Source organism: Rhodocytophaga rosea, assembly GCF_010119975.1.
In the GTDB taxonomy this organism is placed as follows: domain Bacteria; phylum Bacteroidota; class Bacteroidia; order Cytophagales; family 172606-1; genus Rhodocytophaga; species Rhodocytophaga rosea.
On the sequence record NZ_CP048222.1, the window covers coordinates 8,932,768 to 8,945,552 of the forward strand.

General features: G+C 39.8%; 17 protein-coding genes. 13 read left to right on the forward strand and 4 right to left on the reverse strand.

The genetic code is table 11. The features are described 5' to 3' along the window. Positions 1-96: 96 nt before the first annotated feature. The 8 genes from GXP67_RS36585 to GXP67_RS36620 all read left to right on the forward strand — a co-directional run bounded on the left by GXP67_RS36585 (position 97) and on the right by GXP67_RS36620 (position 6,168). Positions 97-840 (forward strand): hypothetical protein, encoded by a 744-nt coding sequence (locus GXP67_RS36585; RefSeq protein WP_162447703.1) that lies wholly within the window; start codon positions 97-99, stop codon positions 838-840. A 5-nt stretch (positions 841-845) separates the two neighbouring features. After that, the gene (locus tag GXP67_RS36590) at positions 846-1,394 is read left to right on the forward strand and encodes a YceI family protein (RefSeq protein WP_162447704.1); all 549 of its coding nucleotides are present in this window, start codon (positions 846-848) and stop codon (positions 1,392-1,394) included. Continuing rightward, positions 1,394-1,906: a DinB family protein gene (locus tag GXP67_RS36595; protein ID WP_162447705.1), complete on the forward strand. Its 513-nt coding sequence runs from the start codon at positions 1,394-1,396 to the stop codon at positions 1,904-1,906. Before GXP67_RS36590 ends, GXP67_RS36595 begins: the two co-directional genes overlap by 1 nt. Next, the gene (locus GXP67_RS36600) at positions 1,894-2,613 is read left to right on the forward strand and encodes an NRDE family protein (protein WP_162447706.1); all 720 of its coding nucleotides are present in this window, start codon (positions 1,894-1,896) and stop codon (positions 2,611-2,613) included. The genes GXP67_RS36595 and GXP67_RS36600 overlap by 13 nt, the downstream gene beginning before the upstream one ends. Positions 2,614-2,657: 44 nt before the next feature. Then, positions 2,658-3,707: an ATP-grasp domain-containing protein gene (locus GXP67_RS36605; protein WP_162447707.1), complete on the forward strand. Its 1,050-nt coding sequence runs from the start codon at positions 2,658-2,660 to the stop codon at positions 3,705-3,707. 16 nt (positions 3,708-3,723) lie between these two features. Next, positions 3,724-4,335: a LysE family transporter gene (locus tag GXP67_RS36610; protein ID WP_162447708.1), complete on the forward strand. Its 612-nt coding sequence runs from the start codon at positions 3,724-3,726 to the stop codon at positions 4,333-4,335. A 23-nt stretch (positions 4,336-4,358) separates the two neighbouring features. Further along, positions 4,359-5,231 carry an alpha/beta fold hydrolase gene (locus tag GXP67_RS36615; RefSeq protein ID WP_162447709.1) on the forward strand — a complete coding sequence of 291 codons (873 nt, stop codon included), beginning with the start codon at positions 4,359-4,361 and terminating at the stop codon, positions 5,229-5,231. Positions 5,232-5,685: 454 nt separating this feature from the next. Further along, positions 5,686-6,168: a GAF domain-containing protein gene (locus GXP67_RS36620; RefSeq protein WP_162447710.1), complete on the forward strand. Its 483-nt coding sequence runs from the start codon at positions 5,686-5,688 to the stop codon at positions 6,166-6,168. An 80-nt stretch (positions 6,169-6,248) separates the two neighbouring features. Here the strand turns inward: GXP67_RS36620 and GXP67_RS36625 are convergent, their stop codons facing one another. The 4 genes from GXP67_RS36625 to GXP67_RS38480 all read right to left on the reverse strand — a co-directional run bounded on the left by GXP67_RS36625 (position 6,249) and on the right by GXP67_RS38480 (position 8,172). Continuing rightward, positions 6,249-6,464 (reverse strand): hypothetical protein, encoded by a 216-nt coding sequence (locus GXP67_RS36625; protein WP_162447711.1) that lies wholly within the window; start codon positions 6,462-6,464, stop codon positions 6,249-6,251. Positions 6,465-6,724: 260 nt separating this feature from the next. Beyond that, positions 6,725-7,132, reverse strand: a complete 408-nt coding sequence (locus GXP67_RS36630; RefSeq protein WP_162447712.1) for a nuclear transport factor 2 family protein — start codon at positions 7,130-7,132, stop codon at positions 6,725-6,727. A gap of 331 nt (positions 7,133-7,463) precedes the next feature. Then, a complete protein-coding gene (locus GXP67_RS37675; protein ID WP_317170090.1) occupies positions 7,464-7,751 on the reverse strand; it encodes a dihydrofolate reductase family protein in 288 nt (95 codons plus the stop codon). 283 nt (positions 7,752-8,034) lie between these two features. Beyond that, on the reverse strand, positions 8,035-8,172 hold the full coding sequence (locus GXP67_RS38480) for an OmpA family protein (protein WP_394351996.1): 138 nt from the start codon (positions 8,170-8,172) through the stop codon (positions 8,035-8,037). A 673-nt stretch (positions 8,173-8,845) separates the two neighbouring features. Between GXP67_RS38480 and GXP67_RS36645 the strand changes: the two genes are divergently transcribed. The 5 genes from GXP67_RS36645 to GXP67_RS36665 all read left to right on the forward strand — a co-directional run bounded on the left by GXP67_RS36645 (position 8,846) and on the right by GXP67_RS36665 (position 12,533). Then, on the forward strand, positions 8,846-9,421 hold the full coding sequence (locus GXP67_RS36645) for a Crp/Fnr family transcriptional regulator (RefSeq protein WP_162447713.1): 576 nt from the start codon (positions 8,846-8,848) through the stop codon (positions 9,419-9,421). Between the two features lie 185 nt (positions 9,422-9,606). After that, a complete protein-coding gene (locus GXP67_RS36650) occupies positions 9,607-10,038 on the forward strand; it encodes a hypothetical protein (RefSeq protein WP_162447714.1) in 432 nt (143 codons plus the stop codon). Between the two features lie 125 nt (positions 10,039-10,163). Then, complete coding sequence (locus tag GXP67_RS36655) at positions 10,164-10,946, forward strand: carboxypeptidase-like regulatory domain-containing protein (RefSeq protein WP_162447715.1); 783 nt, start codon at positions 10,164-10,166, stop codon at positions 10,944-10,946. 329 nt (positions 10,947-11,275) lie between these two features. Then, the gene (locus GXP67_RS36660) at positions 11,276-11,461 is read left to right on the forward strand and encodes a hypothetical protein (protein WP_162447716.1); all 186 of its coding nucleotides are present in this window, start codon (positions 11,276-11,278) and stop codon (positions 11,459-11,461) included. Positions 11,462-12,365: 904 nt separating this feature from the next. Then, positions 12,366-12,533: a hypothetical protein gene (locus tag GXP67_RS36665; RefSeq protein WP_162447717.1), complete on the forward strand. Its 168-nt coding sequence runs from the start codon at positions 12,366-12,368 to the stop codon at positions 12,531-12,533. Positions 12,534-12,785 lie beyond the last annotated feature (252 nt).

Here is a 12,785-nt window from a genome sequence, read left to right on the forward strand (position 1 = left end):
AATAAGCCAGCAAAAACACCTCAATACTTCTGCTCAAAACTTAAAACAGCCGGCCTGCGACGCTTCCCAGTATGTTCCTCCCACAACCACCTCTTTATGAAAAACATAGTTAGTTGTATATTGTTCATTTTCCAGCTGCCCCTTGCAGTATATGCACAAAAAGACTTTGTTGCCTACCAGTGTTTCTCTCATCTGGAACTGGCTTTGTCTACAAGAGGCGGACAAGCGGCAGTGGCATTATCCGGGGCAAAACTCTATGGACTGGGGCAGAAAAAGCGTTTTAAAGCCGGCTTTGGTCTGCGGTTTACTTCCTACTTTGGCAACAATCAAGACTTTGTAACAGCTCCTGCCCGGCTTACCAGCGGCAAAACCGGACCTACGGTTATCTTTACTGAAGACATCCCGGCAAACTTCGACACTCTTTTTCTGTCCAATTCCCAGATTAACTTTCTGAATGCCGCTATCTTTCTGCAATATAGTATTTTGCCCCACCTGGACGTAGGGTTTAATATTGATGCCATTGGCTTTAGTATTGGCCAGGAACAAACCGGCACCTTTATGGCCTTGCAGAGTGACGAAGCCTCGCTGCATAACACCCGTCAAAGCGCCAGACCTACTTCTTTCAACCTGCTGCTCTCTTCAGATAACGACATTGGAAGCCTGAATTCAGAGTTTTTTCTGCGATACTGGATAAAACCTGCCTGGGGAATAAAGATAGGTTATACTTTCCTGTTTGCCGAATATACCACCAGCCGGGAACTGACGTATACCAATGACCGCTTCCGCAACAAAGCTGGCATGTTTATGCTTGGATTCACCTATGCACCTTTTAAAAAATAAGCCTTTTGACATATTCCCCTAACTATATCCGGTATTTGAGTATTGCAGCCATCCTGTTGGTGCTCACTGCCTTCATAAGGGTGAACTGGAAGTTGAAGCATTCGACTGTTACTTTTAAAATAAAACATGCCGGATTGCTGGTAAACGGCTCATTAGCTAGCACGCAAGCCAATATAAATTTTGATCCGGCTAATCTGGCACAAAGTACCATTGTTGCCTCTGTGGAGACAAACACTATTGAAACAGGTATTGCTTTGCGAAACAAGCACCTTCGAAAAGAACAATATTTACACGTAGACAAATTTCCCAGGATCACCATGCGTTCCACGAGGATGGAGAAAACGGGCTCACAGGATTATCTTGCCTATTTTGATCTGACCATTAAAGGAACAACAAAAAATATTCAGGTACCTTTTAGGTTTGTAGAAAATGCCTGTGGCGGAGATTTTAAAGCAGAATTCAGCCTTAACCGGCTGGATTATAAAGTACGCGAATCCAGCTGGCTGATGGACAACGAAGTACAAGTTTTTATTCAATTAAATGTAACCCGCTAATGCCCTCAACTTTACAGCAACACACCGTAAGTACCCTTCATCAATTGATTGATTTGCTTTTGCAGCTCGACTCTCTTACTTACGCACAGCCGCTGCCCATATTATCGGGCGGTTCTCTGAGCGGGCATGTGCGCCATATTGCAGAATTTTACCTCTGCCTGTTTCAGGGTCTGCAAAATGGACAGGTAGATTACGATGCCCGCAAGCGTAATCGTTTACTGGAAACCGATAACCTGTTTGCTATACAAACCCTGCAAGAAATTATAAGGAATGTAGAAGAAATAGAGGAAGATAAATTGCTGTACCTGAAAGCCGCTTATATGGCTGAAGGGTCCTTGCTGGTGCAAACCACACTCTACCGGGAGTTGATTTATAACCTGGAACATTGCATTCATCACCTAGCCACGATCCGCATTGGAGTAAGTGCCTTAACAGACCAGTATTCTATACCGCACAACTTCGGTGTAGCTCCCTCCACCATCCAACACCGGCAATCCACATGTGCACAGTAACTTTTATTCCAGAAGGCAAGCAGGGCTTTATTTTAACCTCTAACCGCGACGAAAAACTTACCAGGCCCCTGTCAGAGCCACCCCGCAGGTACCACCTGGATTCGGGCATTGTGGTGTTTCCCAAAGACCCGCAGGCAAACGGCACCTGGATAGCCATGGGCAGCAGGAAAATAAGTTTATGTTTGCTCAACGGGGCTTTCTCCAATCATGTAAGCAGGCCTCCTTACCGCCGTAGCCGTGGACTGGTGCTACTGGATTTTTTTGACTACACCTCAGCTACTGGGTTTATTTCTACTTACGATTTTGAAGGAATTGAGCCTTTCACATTGCTTGTACTGCAAACCCAGGAAAAGCTTTCGTTGGTAGAAATCCGGTGGGATGGCACACATATTCACCTGATGCCAAAAGATGCTGCAAAACCGCAAATATGGTCTTCGGCTACTTTGTATGCTCCCTCGGTGTGTGTGCAACGGGAGCTGTGGTTTACCCGGTTTCTGGCTATGCAGGACCAACAGGCAGAGGCAGATATTATGCACTTTCACCGCTTTGCCGGCATAGACGATAGCCACAATGCCTTATGTATGCAGCGCGGCAACGAAATACAAACCGTGAGTATTACGTCTATCCGGGCCAATGATGCCGGAGAGCAGGTAATGACCTATCATGATCTGGTGCGGGAAACCAGGCAGTCTTACCGCATTTTCTGAGAAACAGCCTCCTCTTTTATATACAATCTATTTTATTGCCCAATATGAATTCTGTAAAGTATTTGAACCTTTGGACCAGGCTGATCAACTGGGAATACTGGCCCTTTGAAGTAGTATATTTCCCGATCTTCTTCTACTGGTTATGGTTGTCTGTGAAAGCCCGGTCCTTTTTTTTCTTTTCTGCGGCCAATCCCTCTATAGAATCAGGTGGTATGCTGGGCGAGTCTAAATACGGAATATTAAAGAGCTTGCCGGAAGAGTTTATCCCTAAAACGCTCTTCATAAAAACACCTGCGGATATAGATGCTATTCTAAAAAAAATACAGGCCGCAGGCATCACCTTTCCGCTGATCGCCAAACCAGATGTAGGGGAGCGGGGCTGGAAAGTAGAAAAAATCCATAACCGGCAGGAACTGGAAGTCTATATACAGCAAATGCGGGTACCCTTTCTGATTCAGGAATATGTAGCCTATGAGATTGAACTAGGCGTGTTTTACTACCGCTTCCCTTCCCAGACAAAAGGCCGTATTTCTTCTGTTGTAGTGAAAGAATTTCTCACCCTTACAGGAAACGGAAAATCTTCACTGCAGAAGTTGATACTCAATCACCAGCGGGCAAGGCTCCAATATGAGGTATTGGCAGAAAAGTATCAGGTGTTGATGAAAGAAGTGTTGGCGGATGGCAACAAAATCACCTTGGTCTATATTGGGAACCATTGCCGCGGAACCAAGTTTGTGGATGGAAATTATCTAATTAACGAAAGCCTGGTTAGTGTATTCGACAACATCAGCTGTTCTGTGCCTGGCTTTTATTATGGCCGCTACGATATCCGCTGCCGGAGCCTGGAGGAACTATACCAAGGCAAAAGAATAAAAATCTTAGAACTGAATGGTGCAGGTGCTGAACCAGGGCATATTTACGACCCCAAGTTTCCGTTCCTTCAGGCATACAAAGTGCTGTTTGATCACTGGAACGTATTGTATCAGATCAGCAAGGCTAATTATGAGAAGGGCATCGCCTATATGAGTGCTCGGGAAGCCTGGCAAACGGTGAGCAAACTCCGAAACTACCGCAAACAGATGAAAGAAGCATGAAACAAGTTTTCCAATTATGAACCATTTAATACTTAATTTTATGGCCGGTGCTCTGGTGAGCTTTTTGGGTTCCCTGCCAGTAGGTATCCTTAACTTAACCATTATGCAGATATCCCTGCAAAAAGGGCTCAAAGGAGCTTTGCTTTTTGCTTTGGCCTGTGCCATCATAGAACTGGGATACAGCTACATAGCTGTACGCATGAGTGGGGCACTGGTGGACTTTGCCATGTACAAAAACCCAATTCGATTTTTTTCTATTGCCTTATTTCTGGTAGCAGGCATTGGCTACCTGCGTAAAAAACCTTCCGGACAAGTGGTGCAATATAGCCTGGGGCCTTTTTCTTTAGGAATTGTACTTAGTATCCTCAATGTAATGGCTATTCCTTTCTGGCTGGTATATACGGCTGTATTATCGGCTTCCCAATGGATTGCTGTTGACGCTGCAATAGAGATAGCCTGGTTTGTAACAGGCATCTCCCTAGGAACCCTACTGGGTTTAATGACTTTTGCCCTGTTAAGCCGGCGCATACATAAGCAGTTTTCGCTGCAAAGCAGCCTGGTTAACAAAGTGGTAGGCTTAATACTGATTGGCTCCTCCCTGCTGGAACTAATACACCTAGTAAACTAACCTAACAAATTCAATTCATCACTATGCATCATCCTAAGCCTGCTTACATCAAATGGTTTTCAGGCACCGGTATCCTGCTGCTTCTGGCGCTGTTGCCCAGGTGTATGAGCCTGCATATGTCTGATAAGAAGGTAGCAGAATACTTTAAGGATGCACCCGCTAAACCTTCCTTTTACGAATATACGCTCAATAACCACCGCATACATTACGCAGCTATGGGTGCTGATACACTGCCTATGGTGGTGTTTGTTCATGGTTCACCTGGTTCCTGGGATGCTTTTATCTCCTTTTTTAAAGATACCACTCTTTACAAAACAGCAAGAATAGTATCGGTAGACAGGCCTGGATTTGGAAAATCGGGGTATGGCAAGGTAGAAAAATCCCTGCAAGCGCAAGCGGCCTTACTCATGCCTATTTTACAAACTAGCAGATCTACCACTCAACCTCTGTTGGTGGGCCATTCTCTGGGAGGCCCGGTAGTCAGCCGCATGGCGATGGATTATCCCCATCTGGTAGGTGGCTTAATACTGGTGGCTCCTTCCATTGACCCGGAACTGGAAAGATGGGAATGGTACAGGCATTTGGGCAAATTTTTCTTGTTCAGGGCCATTATTCCCAAAGAACTTGACGTAAGCAACCAGGAAATTTTACCTTTAAAAAAGGAACTCGCCAGCATGCTGCCGATGTGGGCAACAATCCAGGTTCCGGTAACTGTTATTCAAGGGGAAGAAGATAAGCTGGTGCCTCCTGGCAATGCCACATTTGCCAGAAAAATGCTTGTAAATGCTCCTACACAGGTGTGGATGATACTTGATATGAACCATTTTATCCCCTGGAGCCGCCCAGACCTGATTACTCAGGCCATACTTGAATGGATGCATAGCCATGATAAATGATGAAACTATTGATGAGGAAAGTATATTTTAATTTACTCTTAGTTGATGTACTTGCATCATCTACTAGAGGGTCTTGGCCTGATATAGCTTATCAAAGTTGCATATATTTTAATCCCCTCTAAAAAAAGTACAAGAGGGGATAATTGGTATACCCTAATTTTACTTCAAAAATTTTCTTTCCCTTCTTGTCTAAATATGAAGTTTCGAGAAAGGGGAAGTTAATGAAACTATATATTTATACTATTGGATGTTTGTCCACTTATATTATATCTGACAAGGTACAGGATAACTACAGGAAAACTTTTGCTACAGGAAAGCTGTGATGGTTTATCTACTTTTGTTACTTTTATCAAAAGTAACAACCATTAACTTACTAAGCTGTAGGAATGAGAAAAATAGAGCCTATTGCTTAACATAAAATAGAACATTCATAAATTAAAAAGAATTTTATAAAATGCCTTCTCCAATCACCGCCCATATTACTTCTCTCTTCACTCAATCTCCGTTTAACTGGCAACAATGCCTCTCCGATATTATTGCCGCCTTTGATTGCACAACCGGAACCATTCACATTCTGGATGCAGAAACAAATCTATTAAAGTTGCAGGCTCAACAGGGATTACCTAATTTTTTACTTCCTAAAATGACAGAGATTCCTATAGGAAAAGGAATGGCCGGTATTGCCGCCCAACGCCTCAAGCCTGTAGAGATGTGTAACCTGCAGACGGATGATTCGGGAGTGGCACGACCTGCCGCTAAAGAAACCAAGGTAGAGGGTTCAATTGCTGTTCCCATGTTGCTGGATGGGGAGTTGTATGGTACACTTGGGATTGCAAAGCCTGTTCCTTATAATTTTACAGAAGAGCAAGTGAGCGACCTGATGGAAATTGGGGCAGAGATGAGTCGTTTTATTCGCTCCCATTCCCTCCAACCTTGATAATATTCACAGGATAAGTAAATAGTTCTTGTTGGTATATAGCTTACCTATATGTATTATAACTAAGTCTGACTCTGTTATTATTGCGGTGTAAACACATAGGTTCTTTCAATCATGTCTCTGGATTTGACAAAGATGGACTTATTAGCAACATCCGTCCAGGCAGTAGCACTGACCAGTTTGTTAGCTTCTTCTTGGGAGAGGGTGCTTACTTGATTTTTTTCAACAAGTTTAGCTTGGTAGAAAGCATTGGTTCTGGACCAATATTTAATGATTAATTGTTTTTCTGATGGCATTAAGTAAAATGATTATGTTAAATAAATCTACGTAAATGTGTTACAAAAGATAATCCATTCTTAAAATAATTATTTATGCTTGTTATATCATAAAGCTTTTTGAAGGATAATTAACAAGGAGTTAATTTAACTTCCCCTTTTGAGTGACTTAATTTTAATAATTTCTTAAACTTCTGTACGAAAAACAATAAGCCTGACATAGGGGCTGCCTATTGGATTAGCGGTTTGTTGTTATTTGATGGTTTATATAAACCTTAATTTTATGCTGTTTTTTGATTGAATGTCTTGGTCACTAGATCGGTATCCATATATTCTCTTAACTCGTGTATTTTCCCCGCCCAAATACGACATACCCAACAATACTTGTTATTGTATGTTTTACCATCAGGGGTGGTATTCTGTCCGCTAGCTTCCACTACTACGTAATCCTCATCTGCAATAAAACGGTGTGCAATTGCTTTGTAGGGTGGAACTAACGTGGTTCTTACCGCACTCCAAAGTTGATCAACAATCACTTTCTTCCCATCAAATACTTTAGACCATTGACCCGAACCCATCCAGATCCATTGCATATCTTCCGCCATTGCTTCGATAAATGGTTGGTCATTGCCTCTAGACAGCTCAGAAAATATCTCTTGCATCAGGTGTTTGTTCTCTATAACACTCATTGTTTATTAGTTTTATTTGTTGGTTTATTGTAATCTTATAATGTAATGACAACTAAAGAATTAGATATTTGTCCTGTAGCGGCAATAGTAATCTGTTAGCTAATTAGTATAGTAGAAACTTTATTGTAAAGCTGCTCTATTGACAATACATGTTAACTGTGCGTGCTTCTCGTCATGAAGGCATGGTCTATTTTCCTTAAGATCCCATGCTACCTGTCTTGACTTTTCCTGCTCTCCGGTAGTTGGCTATAATCACTCCACTTGCTGTGATTGCACTTTCAATTAATGTAAATGCTGCCGGAATCGGGCCATTGTCAAATAACTTTTTTCCTTAGCCAAGCGTCAAAGGGTGAATCATCAGCCAGAACTCGTCCACCAGATCATTTTGAAGCAAGAGTTGAACAAGTTCGCCACTGCCCCAAACTTTGATATCCGAACCCTTTGATTTTTTGAGCTTTTCGATATCTGAGAGGCTAGTATAGAAAATAGGATTGTTCCAATCTGACTTTTTTAGGGTATTAGACAAGACGTATGTGGTGACTTCATTGATAGCAGGCCAATTGTCTGCATGCTTGGGCCAATAGAACTCCCATATCTGGAATGTTTTCCTGCCCAACAAAAGAATCTGCCGGTTGCATCAGTTTTTCCATTATCTTAGCTGAACCCTCATCTCCATAAGGGGCAACCCAGTCGCCATAGTTGAAACCGCCTGATGTATCTTCTTCAGGTCCATCAGGTGCTTACGATAATAAAAAGCCATTACATGGAAGGAACCTCAACAGAGTAGGGTTAAAAAGCGGAATTAGCTTTGCTGCCCTGTAAGATGTAGGCCACCGGACGCTTACGATAGAAATGAGAGTGATTCGAAAGGGACATTTCCAATCAGTTTATTTTATATATAATTATCTTATTGTAAACTCCACTCTACGGTTATTAGCTATACCTGCCTCGCTTTTATTGGTGTCAATCGGCTTATTTTCGCCATACCCCTTTAAAAAGAGCCGATTTTGAGAAATACCTTTAGAAATTAAATAATTCACTACACTTTTTGCTCTCTTCTCCAATAATGGCTTACTTATAAAGAATTAGGCTATGGCATAAAGTGATAATTTTGATTTTCGACTTCAAATATACCTTATGCATACTCCCTATTGCTCAAACTAACACTATTTATTCATTGCTTCAAACAGCGAATTAGATTTGCAGGACAATTATCTGTCGGTTATTTATATTATCAACTTAAAATAACAATAATTATTCAAGCGTGGGGTCTATTATTCCATCGATAGTTTCAATATTATTTCTAAAAGCAATAATTTCTTTTGGTAGATTGTCTGCAGAAAGTTCCGGATTGAAGTGTACAAGAATTTTCAAATCATTACAAACTGTCAAGGCTGAAAAAGTCTTTTGTCAGATTAGCGAAATTGCCACCAAGTTTCTCATTTGCTCACAACCTTGCTTAAGAGACTCCCTTCACATGCCTATACTAGATGAAGTTTTTGTATGTTGTCTAGTTACTTAAAACTCGATCAAATTCCTGAAGCTCCCAGTAATGACGTTTTCTTTGTGCGAGGATGGTTATATTGCACAAAGGAATAAAATGGCAAAATAGAATTTCTTGAGATAGATCAAGAAATAAGAATTAATGTTGTCGTAATTTGCTATTTACAGCGCTTCCTGAAGCAATAAAACTCCCATTTAAAGAAATATGAAATGATTGAAAACTTTAAATCTTTTTGCTCAGCTATAGTAAAATTTAATGAGGAGGAGTGGGCAGCCATGGAAAAATGCCTTGGTGTAAAAACCTTAAAAAAGAATCAGCATTTTCTTAGGAGTGGAGAAGTGTGTACCAAAATGGGTTTTATTACTCACGGCTCTACACGGCTATATTTTTTGATTGATGGAATCGAGGTCACCAAAGATTTTTGCTTTGAAAATACGTTTACCGGGTCTGTTGCAAGCTTTCAGGCGAGGAAACCTGCCCGGTTTAACGTGGTTGCCATGGAAGACACCCAGTTAGTAACACTGGAATTCGCCTTACTGGAAGGACTTTTTGCCAGATACCATTGCTGGAGCAATTTAATAAGAATTGTACTTGTACATTTTGCTATCCGAAAAGAAAACAGGGAGATCTCTTTTCTGCTGAATACAGCCGAAGAGCGATACATGGATCTGATTGATACTAACCCGGGAATTCTTCAGCGGGTATCTTTAAAATATATTGCGTCCTACTTAGGAATAACGCCTGAAACGGTGAGCAGAATACGAAACAAAATGGCCGGTAATTGATATAAAAAAAGCTTGTACTAGCAAATTGATCAACATCAAGAATTTTCATTGTCTTTAGTTTCAACTTTGTTCCATCACAAATAAAACTACAGAAATTATGAAGATTTACACGCTACGAACAGTATATCTGTTCCTTTATTTATTCATCGCCTCCCAGGGAATGTTTTATCTTATCGGAATCAAGAATGTTTTATCTTATCGGAATCAATAAAGCACTGCATAATATATCCATTGCCTCATTTATAGAACAAAGAAAATCAATAGATGCAGTAATAGGTGATCCTCTCCGTTTTCTCTACTTTTCTTCCATTGGAATTGCTGTCCTGCTTCTGGTTTTCACTTTTAGAAACCCAAGGTCGGTTGTTTTTATTACTGTACTGCTGTCTTTTGCCTGTATTCTGGGAGATATGACGCTTGCTATTACAAAGTCGATTCCGTTAAACGAAATCATTAACAACTATCCTGCAAATAATTACATGGATATGCAGACGCTCAGAAGCGAGTGGCTATCCTATATCAGTCTCCGGGGAGCTATAGCCATAACAGGTTTACTTATATTATTGTCTGGGTTTCTGATAGAATCATTTCAAAATGCAGCGTCCGGTGAAAGAAGTTAAAATCAATATCGCTCATATCCCTAGAACAATAATCAAGCTTTTTTTCAGCACATTCATTTCTTGATCTACCTCAAGAATCCACAATTGATCATCTCTTTACTTTACAATAATTAAACTAACTCATCATGATCCTTAGATCCAATAAAAATTTAATACCATTTCTTTATGTATTTATCGCCCTGTTTTTTTCCTGTAAAGCAGACGACAATGACGCAAACCAGCATCCTAAGCCAATAGAAAATGAAGAGGGATATGCCACTGGAATAATAACTGATACCAATGGCAATCCGATTTCGGGTGCTAATGTGAGGATTGACAATACCATGTTTTACAATTCTAATACGCTTGCTATAACAGATAATGCCGGAAAGTATAAAGCCAAGCTTGCTACTGTTGGAACTTATAATGTAACAGCTGTTTTAGTAAAAGAGCTAAATGGCAAATCCTATACAATTGATCTTCATCCTGAGAAATATGAAGTAATGAGCAATGCTGGCGGGGTGAGGAATTTTCAACTGAAACTAACTGGAGAAAAGGCAGATGGCCTGGGATACTATGGAGCAACCGTTGGTATTAATTCGGCTGTAGGCAGTTATATTTATGACTCAGAAAATATAGAATTTACGCTTGTACCAGTAGGAAAATTAATTGATGGTTCAACCGGAAAAACACTAATTGTAAAAGAAGGGGCTGCTTATACCCAGGATTATGGCTATCTGGTGGATATACCATTGGGACGATATCAAATAAAGGCAATGTATTCCACGGAAAATGGGAAAGTTCCTCTGAAAATTCGCAAGAAGTTCGATGAGGCATCTGTTTATTCCACAACTTTTACACTTGATTTTGATCCGGAAACCAGCTTTGGGAAAAACATAGCCATTATAGAGTATGATTATTCCAAATAGCATAATGGCAGTTTCAAAGCTTGTTTTCTTCACAAACTACAGTCTACTAAAATGGTTAAATCAAAACTCACGGCTACCATATGGCATCCGTCAAAAAAACAAATTGTAACAAATCTATCCGGAGATATTGATCACACGGATTCTTATTAACTTATTAAATGGATAAACTCCTTAGAAAGGAACTTAAGTTTTTTACCCGACAATCAGCCCTTTAAAATTCTGGTAAATCTCCACGGATTTGAGGCTGTTGATCTCGATCTGCATAAGAAGTTCAGGGGTTAATTCCGGAAACTCTGGCCAGGTATGGCTGGAAAACAGGTTATATAAGTTTGTTTGAAGAAGCTGAAAGGATGAGCATTAGTATAACACGTGGAATTACTTGTGTGACTGCAGCCCATGTGGATCATGACAAGTCAAAAATTGAAAAACATGATACAATGTTCGGTAAAATAAATGAGCGTTTTTTTACTGATAGTAAACAAGCAGAAATCTGGCTAGAACAAAAAGAGGTGTAAAGTTTTAATCTTACTCCTGGGATTGCGTTGCCTTACCAACATGGGAACAGATAGTTAAAAATGCAAAAGGAGTGTAATAATTTCAATGAAAGGCCCTCATGAAGCAAAATAATGACATCTCAAACAAATGTTAACATCGTTATTGATTTTTTTTTGTGGCAATGACCTTTCTGGAAATAAGTACTTCTGGCTTTTTTCCTTTCCTATCATTTATATTTTCCTGCTGTTTTATGCTAAACGGGTGCAGAAGTACTATTAAAAACCCTACAACAGGCTGAGGAATTGTTAGACAAGCTTTCCATCTAACACGAACTTCTGCATGAAGCCAAAGTAAAGGCAGTTAAATAATTTGCCACTTTCTTGATACTCTGATTACCAACTCCAGTATGGCCAGTCAGTTATTAACTTAGTGTCCATTTTTTGCAGGAAGACCAATTAACAAGATGTAGAAGAAGAGTACTTACAGTATTGTATTAGCTTAAATCGCACTTATTCCTGTAAATCTCTCATATCTAAGTGTATATCTACAGTATATAGTAAAAAAATTAACAAGTAAGTTTTAAAGCTAACTTTAAAATATTGCTACAAGTAAGTATGTTACTTTCGCTATAGTAATATATTTATTTTTAGTAAATGACTATCTTTTTAGTTACTCATGATATAGCGAATGCGATAAATCAACTCATTGCAAAAGCAGAAAAGAGTATCATTCTGATTTCTTCTTATATCAGTTTTCCTCCTATGCTTTTCCAGCGCGTACAATTTGTTGATAGTCGTGGTATATGGATGGCTATCGTTTTGGAGTTAGTCAAAATTTGCCATTCAAACACTACCCAATAAATATTAGACTAGTTACTTACTCTTATAAAACTTCAATTTAAAAAAATCTAACCTTTAATAAACAATGGAATCTCTTCAGCCCAACGTAAAAAGAAAATTGTTTTTTCTCATTGTAGCCCTTTTAGTAGGAATTTCTACATTGGGTATTTTATCCAATAATAAACCAGTAGGTGCAACTATGGTTAAATCATCTGAAAACATTAAACAATCCCAAGCTGGGCAACATCCCTAAATAAATGTCCTTATAAGGATACATTCTGTGTGGTTAGTGAACCTTCTAGAGAGGAACTGCAAAGATGGATAAGCTACTTACTATCGTATGTAGTCAGATAAAAGGGGACAAATACCTAAGAGAATAAATAGCTTTCATTAACTACCCCTTTGGCTTTACTTTGTACTTTAATAATTAATAAGCTACAGAATTTTCTAATTTGAGTCTATTTAAAAAGTGGGAGCCCTACAGGGCTTAATTTGGCATTCTTTG

Excerpts from the sequence above, each read along its gene's own strand:
- GXP67_RS36585 (WP_162447703.1), top strand. The coding sequence starts at position 97 with ATGAAAAACATAGTTAGTTGTATATTGTTCATTTTCCAGCTGCCCCTT.
- GXP67_RS36595 (WP_162447705.1), top strand. The coding sequence starts at position 1,394 with ATGCCCTCAACTTTACAGCAACACACCGTAAGTACCCTTCATCAATTG.
- GXP67_RS36600 (WP_162447706.1), top strand. The coding sequence starts at position 1,894 with ATGTGCACAGTAACTTTTATTCCAGAAGGCAAGCAGGGCTTTATTTTA.
- GXP67_RS36605 (WP_162447707.1), top strand. The coding sequence starts at position 2,658 with ATGAATTCTGTAAAGTATTTGAACCTTTGGACCAGGCTGATCAACTGG.
- GXP67_RS36610 (WP_162447708.1), top strand. The coding sequence starts at position 3,724 with ATGAACCATTTAATACTTAATTTTATGGCCGGTGCTCTGGTGAGCTTT.
- GXP67_RS36615 (WP_162447709.1), top strand. The coding sequence starts at position 4,359 with ATGCATCATCCTAAGCCTGCTTACATCAAATGGTTTTCAGGCACCGGT.
- GXP67_RS36620 (WP_162447710.1), top strand. The coding sequence starts at position 5,686 with ATGCCTTCTCCAATCACCGCCCATATTACTTCTCTCTTCACTCAATCT.
- GXP67_RS36625 (WP_162447711.1), bottom strand. The coding sequence starts at position 6,464 with ATGCCATCAGAAAAACAATTAATCATTAAATATTGGTCCAGAACCAAT.
- GXP67_RS36630 (WP_162447712.1), bottom strand. The coding sequence starts at position 7,132 with ATGAGTGTTATAGAGAACAAACACCTGATGCAAGAGATATTTTCTGAG.
- GXP67_RS36645 (WP_162447713.1), top strand. The coding sequence starts at position 8,846 with ATGATTGAAAACTTTAAATCTTTTTGCTCAGCTATAGTAAAATTTAAT.
- GXP67_RS36650 (WP_162447714.1), top strand. The coding sequence starts at position 9,607 with ATGTTTTATCTTATCGGAATCAATAAAGCACTGCATAATATATCCATT.
- GXP67_RS36655 (WP_162447715.1), top strand. The coding sequence starts at position 10,164 with ATGATCCTTAGATCCAATAAAAATTTAATACCATTTCTTTATGTATTT.
- GXP67_RS36665 (WP_162447717.1), top strand. The coding sequence starts at position 12,366 with ATGGAATCTCTTCAGCCCAACGTAAAAAGAAAATTGTTTTTTCTCATT.